This is a genomic window from Sediminibacterium sp. GW821-FHT12F12 (assembly GCF_058806635.1).
On sequence record NZ_JBXAPW010000008.1, the window covers coordinates 141,684 to 162,878 of the forward strand.

Below are 21,195 nucleotides of genomic sequence, written 5' to 3' on the forward strand. Positions count from 1 at the left end.
TTTTCAAAACAGAGAAACAGAGGTTAGTAGATACACAGAGAAATTCGGATGTTTTCACTTCGGTGATCGATATTCCCTGTTCGACATTCGATATTCTCCCGCAGGGAGCAGTCTACTTTAACAGCTCACAAGGCTTCAACCCTGTATGCTTTTTGAAAGCAGCGGAAAAATGAGAGATAGAAGAGTAACCAAGCAAAGCAGATACATCTGTAACACTTAATCCTTTCTCGTACAAAAGGTATTTAGCGTGTTCCATTCTTTGCTGCTGGTAAAAATCGAAGATGGTGGTGCCGAACACTTCTTTGAATCCTTTTTTCAGGTAACACTCGTTCATGGCCACTTTGCGGCTCAGTTCCTTGATGGTAATGGGATCGCCGATATGTTGCAGGAGAATTTCTCTCGATTGGTAAATTCTTTCGCGACCACTTTCGTCGGCCAGGAACTTACAGGTAAACCCTTCTTCTTTTTCGTCAACCAGGCATTCCAGGCTATAGAGTAAGAGCTCATGGATCTTGGCATTCACAAAAATATTTTCGAGCGAGCCGGAATAACTGTGGTTCAGTAATCCATCCAGTACGTTTCTTTTTTTATTACACAGCGGAAACACTTTGGTAAAAGCATGTGGATGTTTGAACGCAAGCACTTCATCCTTGCGGTTACTCATCTTCACATTGTGCACGAACTGGTGTAAAAATGTGGAAGTAAAATGGAAAGTAAATACATCCACCGTTTGGTGTTTACCACTGCAGTTATTGGTGGGTAACTGGTTACACTGGCCGCAGCTTCTTTCTTCACAATAGCGGTTACCGGTAGTACAATAACGGAGCTCAAGATAATTCTCAGCAGGCTTTTTGGCATTGTAATGATATACCATCATACCGGTATCTTCTGCCACCCATGAATGCTGGGCGTAGTAACGCTTGATGCTGTACTGAATGGAACCCGGAATGTTCTGCTCTTTCTCGTACAGCAGATCCATGCTGGGCTCAATACCGCTGCGCTGCGAAACCTTTAATATGTCCATTACCTGTAACATGCAAACGCAAATTTAATGTATAAACATCTATTTTGCAAGCCCATCATTCCCGGGCCTGTCATACAAGCGTCATTTTCTCATCCACAATGGCCCTGAAAATGGGGAAAAATAGGCTTGTTTTGGCCCAAAAAGCCCCTTTATTTTCGTTAGATTTGCCCACCTCTGAAAAATTGTTAAAACTCAGGACTGATCAGCATTTATGACCCAGGAACAACAGAATAGCAACGACGCCCAGAACAGGAATTATGGCGCCGACAGCATACAGGTATTGGAAGGTTTGGAAGCGGTGCGGAAAAGGCCCGCCATGTATATCGGGGATATCGGCATCAAAGGTCTCCACCACCTTGTATACGAAGTAGTAGATAACTCCATTGATGAGGCTTTGGCCGGTTATTGCAAGAATATTACCGTAACCATCCACGAAGACAATTCCATCAGTGTGCAGGATGATGGCCGGGGTATCCCTACCGGTATTAATACCAAGGAAAAGAAAAGTGCCCTCGAGATCGTTATGACCGTGCTGCATGCCGGTGGTAAGTTCGATAAAGACACTTACAAAGTATCGGGTGGTTTGCACGGTGTAGGGGTGAGTTGCGTGAATGCATTAAGTACCACCCTGCACGTAACCGTACACCGCGAAGGAAAAATATTTGAACAGGAATACAAGATCGGTGTACCGCAATATGCCGTAAGAGAGATCGGCACCAGCGATAAAACCGGTACGCTTGTTCATTTCTGGCCCGACGCCACCATTTTCCAGGAAACCGTTTACCGCAAAGAGATCCTGGAAGGACGTTTGCGCGAACTTTCCTACCTCAACAAACGCATCAGCATCACCCTCACCGATCTGCGCGATCTGGATGCTGACGGCAATGCCTACTCCAAAAACTTCTATAGCGAAGGCGGTATCGTTGAGTTTGTAGAAATGCTGGACAAAAACGGTAACCGTAACGCGCTGATTCCTTCTCCTCTTTATGTGGATGGCCATGATGAAGCTTCCAATATTGCGGTAGAAGTGGCTTTAACGTACAACGACGATTTCAAGGAGCATATCTTCTCCTATGTAAATAATATTAATACCATTGAAGGCGGTACCCACGTTACCGGTTTCCGCCAGGCGCTTACCCGTGTGTTCAAAACCTACGGTGATAAACAGGGCCTGTTCGAAAAAGCCAAGGTAACCATTGAGGGAGACGATTTCCGCGAAGGATTGAGCGCCATTATCTCTGTAAAAGTGCCTGAACCGCAGTTCGAAGGACAAACCAAGACCAAACTCGGTAACAGCGAAGTAAGCGGGATCGTGCAAACCACAGTGGCCCGTGCACTGGAGGCTTACCTGGAAGAAAACCCCAAAGAAGCCAAAAATGTGATCTCCAAGATCATTCTGGCAGCGCAGGCAAGGGTAGCGGCCAAAAAGGCCCGGGACATGGTGCAGCGTAAAACGGTACTTAGCGGCGGCGGTTTGCCCGGTAAACTGGCCGATTGCAGCGAAAGAGACCCACAGAAATGCGAATTATACCTGGTGGAGGGAGACTCTGCGGGTGGAACGGCCAAACAGGGTCGCGACAGAAGTTACCAGGCCATCCTGCCCTTACGTGGTAAGATCCTGAACGTAGAAAAAGCCATGGAGCATAAGATCTACGAAAATGAGGAGATCCGTAACCTGTACACGGCTCTTGGCGTTACAGTAGGCACACCGGAAGATCCCAAAGCCCTGAATATGGCCAAACTGCGCTACCACAAACTCATCATCATGACCGATGCCGATGTGGATGGTTCGCATATCGCTACACTGATCCTGACTTTTGTGTTCCGTTATATGAAAGAAATGGTGGAGCAGGGGTATGTATATATCGCTCAACCGCCTTTATACCTCGTTAAAAAAGGAAAGGACCAGGAATATGCCTATAGCGAAGAGCAAAGAAAAGGCTGGGTAGCCAAACTGGGGGGCGGAAAAGACGATAGCGTTACCATTCAGCGATACAAGGGTTTGGGTGAAATGAACGCCGACCAGCTCTGGGAAACCACCATGGACCCAGCCCGCCGTACCCTGAAACAGGTAACCATTGAAAGCGCCGCGGAAGCCGACAGGGTATTCAGTATGCTGATGGGCGATGATGTGGCCCCCCGCCGTGAATTCATTGAAAGTCATGCGAAATACGCAAAAATCGACGTGTAAATGAGCTAAAAACAGCTGATTTATGAAACAATAGTGAAAGCCGGTGCCCTGCACCGGCTTTTTATTTTCCCTTTCCATTGTTAACCTGCTGTCGGAGTTTAAGTAGCCCCTCAGCCCTGAAATTTCACTTTCCTGAAAAAAATTGGTAGATTGTGCGCTATAACCCATTGTTTATCTACTAACTTTTAAATTCTAACAACATGGACACTTCAAAAATGATCAAAGCATATTGCCTGAAAACAAAGGAAAAAAACGTTCCTATGCAGGATGCCGTTATCACCAAAACTGCCAAAGGTGGTTATATGGCAGGCGGTCATGATGGCAAAGGCAATAAAATGGCCGCTATCATGAGCGAAGCCAAAGCATTACAGGCCATCGCTGATGGTGTTGCTAAAAAAGGTTTCTAAGCCATAATGATACGAGATTAGATCCGGCCCTTTCAGGGCCGGATTTTTTATGTAATCCCGTGTTTTCACCTGCGGTTAATACCCGGTTTGCCAATAAGGGAATTGATTAATTTTGAACAAAGCACCATCCATGATTATCCGCTTACCCTTACGTTTCGAAGGCAGCAAAGGAGAAAAACATCTCTATGCTTTGTTCGATAGTGGTGCTACCTATTCCTGTATCAATGAATCATTGGTGGAGGATCTGGAGATATTAACCCCGCTTCATACCCCCATGCGGTTAGCTACGGCCAGTGATCATACTTATATGGAGATCAACAACCGCTCAACGCTGGATTTTTATCATGAAGAAGTGAGACTGAGCGATGAGTTTCTGGTAGTACCTGGATTAAGTGAAGAAGTGATTATTGGTGCTAATACCATGCAGAAATGGCGCTTAAAACTCGACTTTGAACACGATAATGTGATTGTTGACCCACGTGTTGCCAAACTGATCCTGATCAACCTGATCAAAAAAGACTGATCAGGCTTTTTTGCCAACCACTTCGCCATGCATATGTTCGAGAAAACGATGCATGGATACCATGTCTTTCATCGGCTCCACAATCAGCATAAACATACGGCCGGTCTGCTTCAGGCGGGCTTTATTGGTGCCGGTTTGTAAATAAGCCAGCACTTTGCGGAACAGGTCCGATTCGAAATAAGGAGAATCCGGGCGGTTAATGAAATAGCAACGCAGCGTCTCATCTTTCAAGACCATTTTCTCAAATCCTAACTGCACCGCCAGCCAGCGGCAGCGAACAGTAGTAAACAGATCTTCAACCTGCGCCGGTACCGGACCGAAACGATCCAGCATTTCCTTGTGAAAATCCTGCAGTTCTTCTTCCTTCTCACAGCTATCCAAACGGGTGTACAAAGACAATCTCTCTGTGATGCTTTCTACATAACTATCCGGGATCAGAATTTCCAGATCGGTATCTATGGTACAATCGCTCACAAAATCATCCTGTTTACTGATCTCTTCCTGGAACAGGTCTTTGAACGAAGTACGCTTCAGTTCGCGGATGGCTTCTTCGAGGATCTTCTGGTACATTTCAAAGCCGATCTCGGCCATAAAACCCGTTTGCTCGCCACCCAGCAGGTTACCCGCACCGCGGATATCAAGATCCCGCATGGCTATCTGGAAACCGCTGCCCAGATCGCTGAATTGCTCCAGCGTCTGCAAACGTTTTCTCGAATCGGTGGGCATGGTACTCATTGGCGGACCGAGCAGATAACAGAATGCTTTTTTATTACTTCTGCCTACCCGGCCGCGTAACTGGTGCAGATCGCTTAAGCCGAAGTGATGGGCATTGTTAACGATGATGGTATTCACATTCGGAATATCTACGCCGCTCTCCACAATATTGGTACAAACCAGTACATCGTATTTCTTATCAATAAAATCAAGGATCCGCTCTTCCAGTTCATGCCCTTCCAGCTGGCCGTGGGCAAAGCCGATGCTCAGATCCGGGCAAAGCCCCTGTATCAACGCACACATTTCCGGCAAACCCTGCACGCGGTTATGGATAAAGAATACCTGCCCGCCACGCTCCGTTTCATAATAAATCGCATCGCGGATAAAGTCGTCGTTGAATACATGTACTTCTGTCTGTATCGGCTGCCGGTTGGGTGGTGGTGTATTGATAATGCTAAGATCTCTTGCTCCCATCAAACTGAACTGCAGCGTTCGCGGGATAGGGGTGGCTGTGAGCGTTAAGCAGTCCACATTTGTTTTCAGTGTCTTCAGTTTCTCCTTATGTCCCACGCCAAATTTCTGTTCCTCATCAATCACCATCAATCCCAGGTTCTTGAATTTTACTTCCTTGCCCAGGATTCCATGTGTGCCGATGATGATATCGATCTTGCCTTCTTCCAGTCTTTTCAGTGTTTCTTTTTTCTCTTTGGCCGATTTAAAACGATTGATATAATCCACTGTTACCGGGAAATCTTTCAGTCGCTCCTGAAAAGTTTTGAAATGCTGGAATGCCAGGATGGTAGTAGGAACCAGTACAGCAGCCTGTTTGCCATCCACACAGGTTTTGAAAGCAGCCCGAACGGCTACTTCTGTTTTACCAAAACCTACGTCACCGCAAACCAATCGGTCCATCGGACTTTCGCTTTCCATATCCTTCTTCACATCGGCGGTGGCTTTGCTCTGGTCGGGAGTGTCTTCGTAAATAAAAGAAGCTTCCAGCTCGGTCTGCATATAATTATCAGGCGTATGCGCAAACCCATGCTGTGCCTTTCTTTGCGCGTATAGCTTGATCAGATCAAACGCAATTTCCTTAACCCTGGTCTTGGTTTTCTCTTTGAGTTTATTCCACACATCCGACCCAAGTTTATTGATCTTGGGAACCGTTCCTTCCTTGCCGGTATATTTCGAGATCTTATGCAGTGAGTTGATATTCACATACAGAATATCGCTGTCTTTGTAAATAATACGTACCGCTTCCTGCACTTTGCCATTGGCTTCAATTTTCTGCAGACCACTGTAAGTGCCCACACCATGATCGATATGTGTTACATAATCGCCCGGCTGCAGATCGCGCAGGGTTTTTAAGGTGATGGCTTTGTTCTTATTATAAGCCTGTTTCACCTTGTATTTATGGTAGCGCTGAAAAATCTGGTGATCGGTGTAACAGACCACTTTCAGTTCCTCATCAATAAACCCTTCATGAATCCCGGTAGCCACCGGCACGAACTGGATCTCTGTATGCAGGTCGGCAAAAATGCTGTTCAGTCTTTCCAGCTGTCGGGCCTGTTCTGCAAAAATATACAGTCCGTAACCCGCAGCTTCATGGGCTTTCAGGTCTTTGATCAGCAGATCGAACTGCCGGTTAAAAGAAGGTTGGGCACGGGTTTTGAATTCGATCTCCACCTTTGCCATCTGTGGTTTATAACCGAACTCAACTATATGTCTTTTTTGTAACTGCTCTTCAAGGATACTGCTTTTCACAAAGTCGGCTTCCTTTACTTCTTTCAGGATCCGCGTATCATCTTCTTCCTCATTGTTCTGCATCCGGAAACCCGTATCCAGCAAAGCCCGGAAACCCTGCATATCTGCTTCCTGCTCATCTATCTTTTCCCTGATCACGTCCCAATCCTTCAGCCATACCACCGTATTCTCAGAAAGAAATTCGAGAATGGATACTTTCTCCCCGCTTTCGAACTGTGTTTCTACATTCGGAATAATATTTACCTGCAACAATTTCCTTTCACTCAACTGTGTTTCCGGATCAAAGATGCGGATACTATCTACCTCGTTCCCAAATAACTCAACCCGGTAAGGTTTTTCATTGCCAAAAGAATAAATATCGAGGATGCCTCCCCGAAGGGCAAACTGGCCGGGTTCATACACAAAGTCGGTACGCTCAAATCCGTACATCACAAACAGATCCATCAGGCTGTCAGGATTGATGGTATCATGGGCTTTGATGCTGATGATATTACTGCTGAGCGTTTTGGGCAACACCACTTTTTCAAATAATGCTTCAGGGTAGGTTACGATGATCTTTTTATTACCTCCGTTGGAAAGTTTGGTTAATGCTTCAGTCCGAAGCATTACATGCGAACTATTCAGCAACCTGAAGTTCTTGCGGTTTTTAAAAGACGAGGGAAAATAGAACAGATCCAGCGCGTGGGTCAGGTTCTCGAGTGTATTGTGAAAATAAGCGGCTTCTTCCGCATCGTTCAATACCACCAGGTGATTCAACTGCTGGCAGTTGGGATGCATAAACACAGCACTTACCACAAATTCTGAACTGCTGCCCTGTAAATTTTTGAGGAAGAGTTGCTGGGTTTGGGCAAATGATAACCTGTCCGCCAGCTGAAAAAGGTGGGGGGAATTCTGATACTGCTCCAGCAACACATTCAAATTCATATCCGCTTAATCAATTCCTTCACAAAAGAGGGCAAAGATAATGAGTAGGAAGAACATTATAAAGCCTGCCCGACCTTAGAAACTGGCACGGTTGCTGACCGACAGGTTAGCCTGGGTTAATTTTCCTTCTTCTACTGCAAACGGTGCGATATTGTTATTGGTGTCGAACAGATTGGCGTAAAAGTTCTGTCCAAGTTTCACAAAGAGGGAATAATTTCCAACGGGTAAGGCAACGGTAAAACTGCCGGTACTGTCTGTATCTACAGAAGCAACCAGTTTGGTACGAATGGCCGTATATATGGGTGCAGTACCCTCGCGGGATACCTGGCTGATATGGGTGAGTTCATAGATCAATACAGTGGTAACCACCCCTTTAGGTGTTTCTGGCACCGCATCTTTCATCGGCATCCGGTTACCGGTTTGTTCGGTTACCCGGCCGGTAATTCCCTGGGTGATGGCCGATGAATCTGTCTTTTTTACCGACGAACAGGCCAAGAGCACCAAACTGGCGGTAAAAAGAAAAAAAAGAATGTGTTTCATACCTCACTTTGAATGATGAAAGTATCTAATTTAGTGAATATTACGCCTATTTTTTCAAAACAGGGCGGAAGGAAAATCTCTAAGGTTATGATGAAAAAAATTGTTGGGTCTTTTGTAGTGATTTTTGGATTGGCACTTTTTGTTACCGCCCAAACAACTACCAACACCCGGATCCTGAAACAGGCTTCGGTAGGATATAAACTGGCGTTTGAGGCCAATTATGCCAAAGCCCTCTCACTGGCCAAAAGAAAGGGCTGGGACCTGACCATTCTCTCACGTGATGGCAGAAAAGGGGTATTGGTAGGAGTAGATGATTTTGGGTTTCCCAAATATTACATGACCAATAACAATACTATCGCGGCAGCTACAACCCGGGCCAGTCAGCTATGGCCAGGAGGTGCTACGGGTTTGAATCTGTCTGGCAGTTCCACTTACCTCAAAAATAAACTCGGGATCTGGGATGGAGGTTCTGTTCTGGGCTCGCACGTAGAATTAACGGGTCGCATTACGCAAAAAGACAATCCTTCTTCTTCCAGCGATCATAGTACACACGTTGCCGGCACCATGATCGCCAGTGGTGTAAACAGCAGTGCCAAAGGAATGGCTTATGGCTCACTCGGTATTGTAGCCTATGATTTTACCAGTGACCTCGCAGAAATTGCGAATGAATCTTCCACCCTGCTTTTATCCAACCACTCTTATTCTATTATTTCCGGATGGAGTTATAACAGTACCCAGAGCCGGTGGGAATTCAATGGCCGCCCCGATGATACAGAAGATTATAAATTCGGTTATTACAGCGATGATTCACAGGCGCTGGACTCTATCGCTTACAATGCCCCTTTTTACCTGATCGTAAAATCAGCTGGTAATAACCGGAATGAGAACGGACCGGAAGTTGGGCAGCCTTATTATCGCCGCAATGCAAGCGGACAGATGACTACTGCCGGAAACCGCCCGGCGGGTATCAGTAGTAATGATGGTTATGATATTATTTCCTGGGATTGTGGTGCTAAAAATATTTTAACCGTTGGTGCAGTAAATGGTATCCCCTCCGGTTACAGTCGTGTGGATGATGTGGTAATGAGTGCCTTCAGTTCCTGGGGACCTACCGATGATGGAAGGATTAAACCTGACCTGGTGGCAGATGGTGTGAACCTTTTATCTCCCATTGCTACTTCTACCACCAGTTATGCCACGTATAGCGGAACTTCTATGTCGGCACCCAATGCAACCGGATCCCTGTTTCTTTTGCAGGAATATTATTCAAAACTTAAAAACAGCTCTACGGCTTTTCTACGTTCAGCCACCCTCAAAGGCTTGGCCATCCATACAGCCGATGAAGCCGGTATTGCTGCCGGACCGGATTACCAATTTGGCTGGGGTTTATTGAATGTGCAAAAAGCAGCGGTGGCCATGAATGCAGCGGTAAGCTCTAATAATGCAACTACCAGTAACCACCTCTTGTATGAGAATACTTTAACGCAGGGACAAAGTTTCACCACCACGGTGATTGCATCGGGTAAAGGTGCTTTGCAGGCTACTATCTGCTGGACGGATGTAAAAGGTTCCGTAGACAAAGTAAATCTGCTGAATAACCGCGCTAAAAATCTGGTGAATGATCTGGATATCCGTATCACCAAAGGAACCCGCACTTATCTGCCATGGACGTTGGATGTAAACAACCCGGGAGCAGCTGCTGTGCCTGGCGACAATACCATCGATAATGTAGAAAGAATTGATATTGACAGCACCGTACCGGGTCAAACCTATACCATTACTGTATCACACAAGGGTACACTGGCAAGGGGTTCGCAGGCGTATTCTTTGCTCGTTAGCGGCGTGGGTGGAACGGCATTTTGTACATCAGCATCTGGTGGCGGTGGTGCCAGAATTGACAGTGTGAGTTTCAAAGGCATTCAGGTTGCCAACACAGCCGGTTCTAAAACCTATACCGATAATACCCGTTTTGTGGCGGATGTGGAACCTGCAGAAACCATCCCGGTACGTGTGAGGGTAAGTACGGCAGATGCCACTACCGCCAGCCGTATCGTAAAGATCTTTATCGATTACAATAACAATGGTGTATTTGATGCTGCCACTGAATTGGCAGCCACCAGCGGCGTATTAACTTCAGCCGCACAAACATTTACGGCCAATATCATTACTCCGGGTACCGTTACCATTGGCAATATCTGCCTGATGCGTGTAATTGTGCAGGAAACCACTGTGGCAGGAGATGTAGCCGCCTGCGGCCCTTATGGCAAAGGTGAAACACAGGATTACCGCGTAAGGGTAATCAGTCCTTCCAACGATCTTTCTATCAGCGAAATTGTTGCTCCGGCCGGTAATGATTGTGCCAGTGGTGCCCAGTATGTAACGGTTAAGATCCGTAACAATGGTTCAATCACACAAAGCAGTATCCCCATTACAGCAACCATCAGTACCACATCCGGTACTGTGGCCAGCCTGTCGTTTACCTATCCCGGTCCGATAACCCCGTTAACAACAGAAACCTATACTTTCCAGACCCCTATCGTTACCAACGGGGCAACGGCTTATACCATTGTGGCTGCGGTTAACAAAACCAACGACCAGTATACAGCCAATAACTCACTTACCTCCGCTATCACTACTGCGCCTAAACCAGCATCGGTATCTGCGGCAGCCGGTATCTGCGGCAGCACTGTTAATCTGAAAATAAACAGTCCGGATAATTCTAATTATTTCTGGTACACTTCCGCTACAAGCAATTTACCTTTCGCAAATGGTCCCTCGGCTACTACCACTACCATCACCAGTGATAAAACGTATTATGTTGCCAGGGAAGCAAAAACAACCATTGGGCCGGTGAACAAAACCACCATCGCTGCTACAGGTGGGTACAATAGTTTTAGAGGTAATTATGTTAAAATCAATAATGCGGTACCGTTGGTGATAGAAACAGCCCGCTTGTATATCGGTTACCCTGGTAAAGTGAAGTTTACACTGGCTAATCTACTGTCAGAAACTTCTACCTCTTTCAGCTACCAGCCATTAGCAGTAACAACAGTGGATGCCTATGCCACCACCAGCACCCCTACCCCCGGTGCCGTAACCTCAAACACGGCAGCTGATACGGGAGCGATCTTCCGTTTAGACCTGCCGGTAGCTTCTGTGGGTGACCACATCATCATAACTGAATGTTTAGACAGAAACGGAAATGTTGATACCATTACTAATCTTGGAGCTACCATTTTCCGTAACAATGGTATTACGGGTGCAAATACTTACCCCATTTCCATACCCAATATCTTATCGATCACCGGTAACAGTGCGGGTACCACCCAGAGTCAGTTCTACTATTTCTTTTATGATATGAAGATCAATACCGGCGCCTGCACAAGCGACAGGATCCCGGTAGTAGCTGCCACTATTGCTGCACCGGTAATCAGTCAGCAGGGAGACTCTCTCGTAAGCAGTATTGCCGCGGGCAACCAGTGGTATTACAATGATACAGGTATCAACCTGGCCAATAAAGCGAGTTACAAACCTACCAAAGCAGGCAGATACAAGTCGGTTGTTACAGATGGATTTGGCTGTCAGCAGGCATCCAATGAAATAACCGTAGTGATAACCGCCACCGTTGATGCAACGGCAAGAGAAATCAAGCTGAACGTATCTCCCAATCCGAACAATGGGGTATTTAACCTCTCATTCGAGGTAACCAGCAAAGCGGATCTTTCGATAGAGTTACTCAGTTCGTCTGGGCAACGGGTATATAACAGTACTACACCGGGTTTTGTGGGCAAATACGCAAAACAATTGCGTATAGATAATGTAAGCTCTGAATTTTACATTCTGAAGATTATGCACAATAAAAAGACCTACCTCCAGAAAATCCTGATCCAGCGATAGCAGCAGATAAGATTCATAGGAGAAAGCAAAAAGGCAACGATTTACGTTGCCTTTTTGCTTTGGCGTCTTATCGTTATCTTTATATAACCAGATTTCTATGGCAGTAGCCAAGAGACCCGATAGATTGCCTTATTTGCACACTTTAAAAAATGACACATGGCAGAACCCTGGCGCACCGGCAAGGTGATCAAAATCGAAAATGCAATCGAAAACGGCTTAACCCGCCGTTTCTGGATACAGGTTCCGGAAGTAGACAATTTTGAATACAAAGCCGGCCAATTTGTTACCCTCGACCTCCCTATTCATGAGCAGAAAAACAAACGCTGGAGAAGTTATTCCATTGCCTCTGCACCTGATGGCACCAACGTATTTGAACTCGTAATTGTTTTACTGGAAGGTGGCTTGGGTACTACTTATTTATTCAATGAAGTAAAAGTAGGCACCGAATTTCCCCTGCGCGGACCACAAGGTAAGTTCACATTACCGGAACCGATAGAAGAAGATATTTATTTTATCTGCACCGGCACCGGCATTGCGCCATTCCGTGCGATGGTACATGCAGTACATAACGAAAAACTTCCTCACCAGAACCTTCACCTGATTTTTGGCTGCCGAAAATTCGGCGATGCATTATATCTTGATGAATTAAAACAACTGGAAAAAGACTTACCCGGATTTTTCTTTCATCCCTGTTATTCAAGAGAGGAAACGGTTCCCGAAGGAGCACACAAAGGATATGTACACCCGGTATACGAAGAACTTACCGGCAAAGGATCCAAACCTGCCAAATTTTACTTATGCGGCTGGAAAAATATGATTGATGAAGCCAAACAACGCATTGTGGACCTGGGTTATGACAAAAAAGCGATACACCTGGAATTATACGGGTAAAACCTGTTGCTTCTATATTTTTCAGCCTTCTGAACTATTTCGGTATCAGGAGGCTTTTTTTTGGGAGGTGGTGATATAATAATCGAAAATAGGCTCTCGCTTATATAGCAGTTGATTGATGATGGACATACCTCTTTGGTTCAGCAAAGCTGCATATTCGTTAATATCCAGTTGCACAGGATGCAGCATATCTCCCGGGATCATCTGAAAGATTTTTTTCAAAAAACCATTCCTGTGTGCATCAGTAGAAATGACCAGGTATCCATTGGGCTTCAAAGCTGCTACCAGCTTATCATAACAAAGAGCAAGATCCTGCACATGATTGATCACATTCATGCAAAAAATGATATCATACTTTCCTGCTTCATCCAGTTCTTCAAGAGGGATTTTTCTGAACCGGGTCCAGACAGCTTTTTCAGGCTGGAAATGTAGCAGCAATTGATATTTATCCAGCAATGAATCTATCGCATCTACCTGGTTACCTTCCAATGCAAGAAAAATACCAGCTGGTCCGCAGCCTGCATCCAGAATCTGAAGATCATTTGTGTGAGGCAGAGAAGCTGATATTTTTGTCAGCAGTTCCCGCCAATAGCTTTTTTTCCAGTCCAGATAAGCCCCGGCATCTTTGTTTTTGAGGTAACGTTGCCACCATACAAACTCAAGTTTTTGGGCCAGCTTCCATTTCCATTTCATAGATAGGTTTTAGCAGAACAGATTCAACTAATATTAGAACACCTGCTCCAGCACAAGATCTTTTACCTTGCTCATCAATACCCTTTCCTGAACCATACTATCGCGATAGCGGATGGTAACAGTCTTATCTTCTTTGGTCTGATGATCAATGGTTACACAGAAAGGAGTACCAATAGCATCCTGCCTTCTGTATCGTTTACCGATGGCATCTTTCTCTTCGTAAAAACATTTAAAGTAAGGTTTGCACTCATCCATCAGCTCACGTGCCAGTTCCGGCAAACCATCTTTTTTGGTCAATGGCAGAATCGCCAGTTTCATTGGTGCAATCTTTGCCGGGATATGTAATACTACCCGGCTATCCGTACTACCGTCTTCTTTGGTGATCTTCTCTTCCTCGTAGGCATTTGCGAGAATCAGCAGAAACATCCTGTCGAGACCGATGGAAGTTTCCACCACATAGGGAACATAGTTCTGGTTAATCTCCGTATCAAAATACTGCATTTTCTTTTTGCTGTACAACTGATGCTGGGTGAGGTCAAAATCACTTCTGGAGTGAATCCCTTCCACCTCTTTGAATCCGAAAGGAAATTCAAATTCGATATCACAGGCTTCTTTGGCATAGTGCGCCAGTTTTACATGATCGTGGTAGCGGTATTTATCTTTCACTATACCGAGGCTCAGATGCCATTGCAGTCTCGCTTCTTTCCAGTACTGGTACCATTCGCCCTCTGTGCCGGGACGTACAAAAAACTGCATTTCCATCTGCTCAAACTCCCGCATGCGGAAAATGAACTGCCTGGCCACGATCTCATTACGGAAAGCCTTACCGGTTTGTGCAATACCGAACGGGATCTTCATCCGGGCGGTTTTCTGCACATTCAGGAAATTCACAAAAATACCCTGTGCCGTTTCGGGACGCAGGTAAATGGTATCGGCATCTTCTGCCACAGAACCCAGTTGGGTAGAGAACATGAGGTTGAACTGGCGGATATCTGTCCAGTTAGCGGTACCGCTAACGGCACAAACGATCTTCTGATCAATAATCAGTTCTTTCAACCCGGCAAAATCTTCTGCGGCCAGTAATGCGTCCATAGAAGCGAGCAATGTATCGGCCGCCTGATTATCACCTTTCTCTCTTAACTGATCCGCTTTAGCCTCCAGTAAATGATCTACCCGGTATCGTTTCTTGCTGTCACGGTTATCGATCATCGGATCACTGAAATTATCTACGTGGCCACTTGCTTTCCAGGTAGTGGGATGCATAAAAATAGCGGCATCAATGCCCACAATATTCTCATGCATCTGGGTCATACTTTTCCACCAGTAATCACGGATATTCTTTTTCAGCTCACTGCCGTACGGACCATAATCATACACGGCACTTAAACCGTCGTAAATTTCACTGCTCGGAAATACAAAGCCATATTCTTTGGCATGCGATATGATCGCCTGAAACTGGTTGTCTTGCTGTATACTCATAACGGCGCAAAAATATGCTTTTAGGCCTGTCAGTAAAAGCCGAAACTTCCTGTTTTTGGGGTTTAACCGGTAAAAACCCGCTCATTCATCCAAAACTTAATGGCCGAACCAATAAAAAAATTAGTTTTAGCGCTACTAAAACCAAGCTGCTATGCTCAGAAAACTACTTGCTTTACTGCTGGTTACCGCTTCCCTTCCTCAATGGACAAGCGCCCAGCAGGTAACGGATTATCCGGAAGACTACTTAAGTCCGGCCTTTCATGCCGGCCGGAGAAATGCTGTAAGGGAACAAATGCCAAAAAAATCGGTTGCCATATTTTTTGCCTCTCAAACCCGTAACCGGTCTAACGATGTAGATTTTATTTACGCCCAGAATAAGAATTTTTACTACCTCACCGGCCTGCAGGAACCCAATGCCATGTTGCTGCTGTTTAAAGAGCCGGTTACAATTAATGATAAAACCGGTACGGAGTTCCTTTTTGTACAACCCCGCAATCCTGCCCGCGAAATGTGGACCGGCAAGATTCTTGGCGTAGAAGGAGTGAAAGCCAAACTACAGCCTGAGAACGTATTCACCCACGAACAGTTTACCTATGGCAGTTTCGATTTCAGTAAAGTAGATTCTGTGATGACCAATCTCTATAATGAGAATATTCTGTCTAAGTATTATGGACGCGGTGGCGTAGATCCTTTATCGAGAATGGCCCAACTGGTAGATAGTGCCATTACTGCCAACAAAAAACCCAATGCTGTTCGAACCATTGGCACAATACTGCGCAACCTGCGTGCCATCAAACAACCGGAAGAAATTGCGCTGATAGAGAAAGCGGTGGTGATGAGTACCGAAGGGCATAATGGGGTGATCCGTGCCATCAAACCCGGCATGACGGAGTACCAGGCACAGGCCGTAATGGAATATTATTTCAAGAAAAATGGTGCTGAATATCCCGGTTATCCCAGTATCAATGGTTCTGCAGAGAACAGTTGTGTACTGCATTACGAAACCAACCAGCGGCTGATGAAAGACGGCGACCTGTTACTGAGCGATTGTGCCGCAGAATATCATGGCTATAGCGCAGATGTTACCCGTACCATTCCGGTAAACGGAAAATTCTCACCTGAGCAGAAGATCATTTATGAACTGGTGCTGGAAGCGCAGGATTCCGCTTTTGTACAATGCAAAGCCGGAAACGCTTCCAACGAACCTCACAAAGCAGCGGTACGTGTGATTACCCGGGGGCTGAAACAACTGGGGCTGATCAGTACCGATGCAGAAATCAGAACCTATTTCCCACATGGCACATCCCACGGACTGGGTCTCGATGTACACGACCCTAATCCTGCAAAACTGGAACCCGGCGCTGTTTTTACAGTAGAACCCGGTATCTATATTGCACCCGGAAGCAAATGCGATAAAAAATGGTGGAGCATTGGTGTTCGCATCGAAGATGATATCCTGATCACCCCCGATGGCGGATACCGGAATCTGTCTGCAGGCAGTCCGAGAACCGTAGCCGAGATAGAGAAAATGGCTAAACAGAAAAGTATCTTCAAATAAGCAGTTGCTAATTGCATTTCATAACAAAGCCGCATAAAAATTATGCGGCTTTATTATTTGCAGTTTCCCCATTAAACTTTGGGTTCTTCTACCGAAATTGTAGTATTGGTCAGTACGGGATTATCCTGCACCTGCAGGGAGGCTTTGTTCTCCAGCTCTATCTCCTGGATCCACACAGCATAGTCAGTAGGAAAAATGTTTCGGCCTCGCCGTAAGGTATATACCCTTGTAAAAGAAGCCCCGAAATAGAGGATGATAGAAGAATAATATACCCACAATAAAATAATCACCACTGCACCGGCAGCACCATAGGTAGAACTGATATGCGTTTTGGTAAGATAATACCCGATCACGGATTTACCGATCATGAACAGAAATGCCGTTACCAGTGAGCCAACCGCCACATCCCGCCATTCAATACGCGCATCTGGTAATACTTTAAAAATGGTGGCAAACAGGAAACCAACTGTCAGGAATGTGATGAACAGGTTGAGGCTATGCACCAGGAACACCGCTGTATCCGGAAACTGCTTTAACAACTCTTGTCCAAGCAGATCAAGCACCGAGTTTACTACCAGCGATACCAGCAGGATAAAACCGAGTACGATGATCATGGAAAAACTCAATACCCGGTTCAGGATCAGTTTAACCCAACCTCTTTTGGGTTTGGCTTTTAAACGCCAGATAAAATTGATAGAATCCTGGATCTCGGCAAACACCCCCGTAGCGGCCAGGATCAAGGCAACTACCCCTACTACCGACGCCCAGCTCACATCTCTTGAAACGGTGATGTTCCGGATAATCTGTTCTATCTGCAGGGCCGCATCAGCACCTACCAGTCCCTGTATATTCTGAAAAATTTTTCCCTCGATAGCAGCTCTTCCGTAAAAAATATCGCAGAGACTGATCACTACAATGATGACCGGGGCAATGGCAAAGACGGTGTAATAGGCCAAAGCAGCACTCATCTGTAAAGCCTTATGATGCGAAAAATCATGTAGAGACTCTTTACAAACTGCATAAACACTTATGATATGTCTTTTCATGGCACTTGAATTTACATCATTAAACCACTCACTGTAACTTATCATTCCGAAGATGGCGAGTAGCATCACGGATGTTTTTCTTTTCGAAATTCTTTTGCAGTGCTTCTGTTAAATTCACACCTGTCTGGTTGGCCAGACAGATCAATACCCATAACACATCCGCCATCTCATCAGCCATTTCTTTCCCTTTATCAGATTCCTTAAAAGATTGTTCGCCATACCGGCGCACCATGAGACGGCTTAACTCTCCCACTTCTTCCATCAGGATGCCCAGATTGGTCAGCTCAGAAAAATAGCGAACACCTACTGTTTTGATCCAGTTGTCTACCTGTTGCTGGGCTTCATCAATTGTCATATTACATTCATTTAGTTTGATAAAACTTTACTGATCATTTCTTCAACTCTTCTGCAAACCAATTCCACCGTGAACCAACTTAATTTTCATGACGGTAGCAATGGATGTTGCTCTTTGTTTCAGTTTTTCTGCATTAATACCCGCAAATAGTTCATCTACCGTTTCTTTGAATACCGTAACCCAACGTTCAAAATGCTCATCACGGAAGGCAGATAAATGATGTAAACGCTCATGTACATCCAGTACATTGCCCTGGTAAGAACTTTTCTCCAGTAATACCGACTCCCAGAAATTGACGATCACCGGGATATGTTTGTCCATATCCAGTTTCACCACTTCTGTAAAAAAATGACCAATCACCTGATCCAGTAATACTTTGCCATAAAAATTGACCATCAGCAGCTCAAGATCTGTTCGGTTTTCTATGTCGGGCATGAGTTAATGATTGAACGAGTGAATGTTTTTATCTGTTAAGCCGGAAGATTATTCTTTGTTTTTCGAGTCGATGATAATGGTTACCGGACCATCGTTCAATAAACGAATTTTCATGTCTGCGCCGAATATGCCGGTCTGGATCTTTTTTCCCAGATCGGTTTCCAGCTGGCGGATCATTTTTTCGTACATCGGTATAGCAATAGCCGGTTTGGAAGCTTTGATATACGATGGACGATTCCCTTTTTTGGTATTTGCGTGCAGTGTAAACTGGCTCACCAGCAGGATATCTCCATCTACCTCTTTAATACCCAGGTTCATTACACCCGCTGCATCATTAAATATGCGGAGGTTCACAATCTTGTTGCTGAGCCATTGAATATCCTCCTCTGTATCTGCATCCTCAATGCCTGCCAATACCAGCAAACCCTGCCCGATCGCTCCTGTAACAGCGTCTTCCACGGTTACAGATGCCTCGCTGACCCTTTGTAATACAATTCTCATTTTCCTTTAACAGTTTTTATCCGAACTTTAGTGTAATGAAGGTAGACATTACAACGGAGATTTTGTTCCAGACAGCCAGAAGTGGGGGTAAAGGAGGACAAAATGTAAACAAGGTAGAGACCATGGTAGAAGGTCGTTGGCCAGTGAACGATTCGCAGTTGTTTTCAGAAGAACAGAAACAAAGAATCCGCGAAAAACTGGCCAATAAGATCACAGATGATGGTGTATTACTGGTAAAATCGCAGACGGAGAGATCGCAGTTGGGTAATAAAGCGGAAGTGATCCGCAAAATGAACCAGTTGGTAACAGCCGCATTGGTAAAACAGAAAATCAGGCGTCCCACCAAACCTACCCGGGCCGCCCAGGAAAAGAGGATCGAAAGCAAGAAAAAAAATACCGTGAACAAACAGCTTCGCAGGAAGATCAATAAGCATGATTATTTATGAAAAAAATGCGCTATCTCCTGTATATCGCCCTGCTGCCCCTCACTGCTTTTCAGTTACCTGAAAGGCAGCAGCCTCCTGAGCGAAACCTAAGGCTGGTATTTCATCACCAGCTGGGCAAAGAACTGCTGGAAACAGGCAAAACAGTCAGGAATATTTTGGGCGATAGTATCTGCATAGAAAAATTCAAATATTACATATCTAATATCAGCCTTACAAATGCCGCTGGCAAACAAGTAAAACTACCCGCACAGTATTTTCTGGTAGATGAGAATGAACCCGCCTCCAAAACCATTTCACTCAGCATACCGGATATACAGATAAGCCGGATTGGGTTTTTACTGGGTGTAGATAGTATCCGTAATGTATCCGGCATACAGACCGGCGCACTGGATCCCATGAAGGGCATGTTCTGGACCTGGAACAGCGGATATATCATGGCCAAACTGGAAGGTACTGCTGAAGCGCTGCTAACTCCCGGCCATCGTTTCACCTATCATGTGGGTGGTTTCCGTATGGGTATGAACACTGCGAGATATATTGAACTTTCCCTTCCCCCTACAAACGGTTCTGTTCAGGAGATTCATATTACTGCTGATATCAACCAATGGTTCAAAAGCGCATCCGAAATAAACATCGCTGAAACACCGGTTTGCCATTCGCCGGGTGGGTTGGCTATGAAATTAGCAGACAATTATCAAACCATGTTCTCCATCCATTCCATCCGCTGATATGAAGATCACCAAACACAGCTTGATCTTATTACTGATAGTGTTTACGGGCATAGAATGGATCGTAGCGGACAATCGGTATTTCAAGCCCAAACCAGTAGCTTTCAAAGTGCCCAAAGGCTGGCCGCTACCTGTTTACGATTTTTCAAAGAATCCACTTACTGAAGAAGGTATCACACTCGGTAAAAAATTATTTTATGACGGCCGGCTCAGCAAAGACGGTAATTTTTCCTGCGGCAGTTGCCACCAGCAGTTCGGCGCTTTCAACACCTACGATCATAGTTTGAGCCACGGGTACAATAACTCCCTCACCACCCGCAATGCTCCCGGACTGTTTAACCTGGCCTGGCAAAAAGAATTCATGTGGGATGGAGGTATCAATCATCTTGACCTGCAGCCCCTTGCTCCCATTACGGCCGAAAATGAAATGGCAGAGAGCATCAGCAATGTCATCGATAAACTGAAAGCAGATAAAGAATACCGGAAATTATTCAAAGCCGCATTTGGCGATGAAACCATCAATACGCAGCGTCTGGGTAAAGCTATCAGCCAGTTTGTTTTACAACTGGTGAGCAGCAACAGCAAATATGATCGGGTAAAACGCGGAGAAGACAGCTTTATCCTGCCTGAAAAACTGGGTTATGAGATCTTTCAGCAAAAATGTGTGAGCTGCCATACAGAACCCATGTTCACTGATTATTCTTACCGAAATACCGGCCTCCCCCTCGATCCGGCGCTGAAAGACAAGGGAAGGATGCGGATCACCAATAACCCAAAAGATTCTCTCAAATTCAAAGTACCCAGCCTGCGGAACGTAGCAGTCAGTTTCCCTTTTGGCCACGATGGACGTTTCTTCTCTCTCATGAATGTATTTGAACATTACCGGAAGAATATGGTAGTGAGCAATACTACAGATTCTTTGCTCACCCGAAAACTGGCTTTATCCAATTATGAAATAGGTCAGTTAACGGCTTTCCTTTTCACCCTCACTGATTCCAGTTTTCTGAAAGATCCCCGTTTTGCCCCACCTGGAACAGGTACGAATACAAATCCTCCTGCAGATATTCACCAGTAAGCGACAG

At 45.4% G+C, this 21,195-nt stretch carries 17 protein-coding genes and 1 pseudogene; 9 read left to right on the plus strand and 9 right to left on the minus strand.

Going from position 1 to position 21,195, the window contains the following annotated elements:
* Positions 1-112 precede the first annotated feature (112 nt).
* Complete coding sequence (locus AC1RNB_RS12640) at positions 113-1,036, minus strand: helix-turn-helix domain-containing protein (RefSeq protein ID WP_493083296.1); 924 nt, start codon at positions 1,034-1,036, stop codon at positions 113-115.
* A gap of 199 nt (positions 1,037-1,235) precedes the next feature.
* Here AC1RNB_RS12640 and gyrB point away from each other — a divergent pair, with 199 nt between their 5' ends.
* The 3 genes from gyrB (at position 1,236) to AC1RNB_RS12655 (ending at position 4,145) form a co-directional block, all read left to right on the plus strand.
* Complete coding sequence (gyrB, locus tag AC1RNB_RS12645; protein ID WP_493083299.1) at positions 1,236-3,215, plus strand: DNA topoisomerase (ATP-hydrolyzing) subunit B; 1,980 nt, start codon at positions 1,236-1,238, stop codon at positions 3,213-3,215.
* Between the two features lie 200 nt (positions 3,216-3,415).
* Positions 3,416-3,622 carry a hypothetical protein gene (locus tag AC1RNB_RS12650; protein WP_493083300.1) on the plus strand — a complete coding sequence of 69 codons (207 nt, stop codon included), beginning with the start codon at positions 3,416-3,418 and terminating at the stop codon, positions 3,620-3,622.
* Positions 3,623-3,752: 130 nt separating this feature from the next.
* Entirely contained in the window at positions 3,753-4,145 is a 393-nt protein-coding gene (locus AC1RNB_RS12655; protein WP_493083302.1) for a retropepsin-like aspartic protease, read from the plus strand.
* On the opposite strand, the gene mfd is transcribed toward AC1RNB_RS12655, so the two are convergent.
* The gene (gene mfd / locus AC1RNB_RS12660) at positions 4,146-7,544 is read right to left on the minus strand and encodes a transcription-repair coupling factor (protein ID WP_493083304.1); all 3,399 of its coding nucleotides are present in this window, start codon (positions 7,542-7,544) and stop codon (positions 4,146-4,148) included.
* Between the two features lie 75 nt (positions 7,545-7,619).
* The gene (locus AC1RNB_RS12665; protein WP_493083305.1) at positions 7,620-8,084 is read right to left on the minus strand and encodes a hypothetical protein; all 465 of its coding nucleotides are present in this window, start codon (positions 8,082-8,084) and stop codon (positions 7,620-7,622) included.
* Between the two features lie 87 nt (positions 8,085-8,171).
* Between AC1RNB_RS12665 and AC1RNB_RS12670 the strand changes: the two genes are divergently transcribed.
* The gene (locus tag AC1RNB_RS12670; RefSeq protein WP_493083307.1) at positions 8,172-11,981 is read left to right on the plus strand and encodes a S8 family serine peptidase; all 3,810 of its coding nucleotides are present in this window, start codon (positions 8,172-8,174) and stop codon (positions 11,979-11,981) included.
* Positions 11,982-12,137: 156 nt separating this feature from the next.
* A complete protein-coding gene (locus AC1RNB_RS12675; protein WP_493083309.1) occupies positions 12,138-12,872 on the plus strand; it encodes a ferredoxin--NADP reductase in 735 nt (244 codons plus the stop codon).
* Between the two features lie 45 nt (positions 12,873-12,917).
* Here the strand turns inward: AC1RNB_RS12675 and AC1RNB_RS12680 are convergent, their stop codons facing one another.
* Together AC1RNB_RS12680 and AC1RNB_RS12685 are read right to left on the minus strand one after the other, a co-directional pair.
* A complete protein-coding gene (locus AC1RNB_RS12680; RefSeq protein WP_493083310.1) occupies positions 12,918-13,565 on the minus strand; it encodes a class I SAM-dependent methyltransferase in 648 nt (215 codons plus the stop codon).
* Positions 13,566-13,598: 33 nt separating this feature from the next.
* Positions 13,599-15,044, minus strand: coding sequence for a glycine--tRNA ligase (locus AC1RNB_RS12685; protein ID WP_493083311.1), 1,446 nt, complete (start codon positions 15,042-15,044; stop codon positions 13,599-13,601).
* A gap of 151 nt (positions 15,045-15,195) precedes the next feature.
* Between AC1RNB_RS12685 and AC1RNB_RS12690 the strand changes: the two genes are divergently transcribed.
* Positions 15,196-16,602 (plus strand): aminopeptidase P family protein, encoded by a 1,407-nt coding sequence (locus AC1RNB_RS12690; protein ID WP_493083313.1) that lies wholly within the window; start codon positions 15,196-15,198, stop codon positions 16,600-16,602.
* Between the two features lie 71 nt (positions 16,603-16,673).
* Here AC1RNB_RS12690 and AC1RNB_RS12695 read toward each other — a convergent pair whose 3' ends face one another.
* From AC1RNB_RS12695 to dtd, 4 genes are read right to left on the minus strand one after another with little or no spacing between them, the layout of a single operon-like run.
* Positions 16,674-17,648, minus strand: coding sequence for a YihY/virulence factor BrkB family protein (locus AC1RNB_RS12695; protein ID WP_493083314.1), 975 nt, complete (start codon positions 17,646-17,648; stop codon positions 16,674-16,676).
* A gap of 28 nt (positions 17,649-17,676) precedes the next feature.
* Complete coding sequence (locus tag AC1RNB_RS12700) at positions 17,677-18,003, minus strand: nucleotide pyrophosphohydrolase (RefSeq protein WP_493083316.1); 327 nt, start codon at positions 18,001-18,003, stop codon at positions 17,677-17,679.
* A gap of 42 nt (positions 18,004-18,045) precedes the next feature.
* On the minus strand, positions 18,046-18,438 hold the full coding sequence (locus AC1RNB_RS12705) for a group III truncated hemoglobin (RefSeq protein ID WP_493083317.1): 393 nt from the start codon (positions 18,436-18,438) through the stop codon (positions 18,046-18,048).
* Between the two features lie 48 nt (positions 18,439-18,486).
* On the minus strand, positions 18,487-18,939 hold the full coding sequence (dtd, locus tag AC1RNB_RS12710) for a D-aminoacyl-tRNA deacylase (protein ID WP_493083319.1): 453 nt from the start codon (positions 18,937-18,939) through the stop codon (positions 18,487-18,489).
* Positions 18,940-18,995: 56 nt separating this feature from the next.
* Here dtd and arfB point away from each other — a divergent pair.
* The 3 genes and pseudogenes from arfB to AC1RNB_RS12725 all read left to right on the plus strand — a co-directional run.
* A pseudogene (gene arfB / locus AC1RNB_RS12715) lies at positions 18,996-19,385 on the plus strand (alternative ribosome rescue aminoacyl-tRNA hydrolase ArfB); the annotation flags it as partial.
* Entirely contained in the window at positions 19,382-20,113 is a 732-nt protein-coding gene (locus AC1RNB_RS12720) for an MbnP family protein (RefSeq protein ID WP_493083320.1), read from the plus strand. The pseudogene arfB and the gene AC1RNB_RS12720, both read left to right, overlap by 4 nt.
* A gap of 1 nt (position 20,114) precedes the next feature.
* Positions 20,115-21,188, plus strand: a complete 1,074-nt coding sequence (locus tag AC1RNB_RS12725; protein WP_493083322.1) for a cytochrome-c peroxidase — start codon at positions 20,115-20,117, stop codon at positions 21,186-21,188.
* Positions 21,189-21,195 lie beyond the last annotated feature (7 nt).